Origin of the sequence: Streptomyces aureocirculatus (assembly GCF_000720475.1) — a bacterium.
In the GTDB taxonomy this organism is placed as follows: domain Bacteria; phylum Actinomycetota; class Actinomycetes; order Streptomycetales; family Streptomycetaceae; genus Streptomyces; species Streptomyces aureocirculatus.
Map to the genome: position 1 here is coordinate 1 of NZ_JOAP01000196.1, position 247 is coordinate 247.

1 rRNA gene is annotated in these 247 nt (G+C 55.5%); it reads left to right on the forward strand.

Annotation, left to right across the window (positions count from 1 at the left end):
• A 16S ribosomal RNA gene (locus tag IG78_RS48975) occupies positions 1-50 on the forward strand; the annotation flags it as partial.
• Positions 51-247 lie beyond the last annotated feature (197 nt).

Below are 247 nucleotides of genomic sequence, written 5' to 3' on the forward strand. Positions count from 1 at the left end.
AGTCGTAACAAGGTAGCCGTACCGGAAGGTGCGGCTGGATCACCTCCTTTCTAAGGAGCACTTCTTACCAGGCACCTTCGGGTGTGTGGTCAGAGGCCAGTACATCGGCGAATGTCTGATGCTGGTTGCTCATGGGTGGAACGTTGACTATTCGGCACGGTCAGGATGAGGACTGTTAGTACTGCTTCGGCGTGGAACACAGAGCTGTAACTGGACGTGTCGGGCACGCTGTTGGGTATCTGAGGGT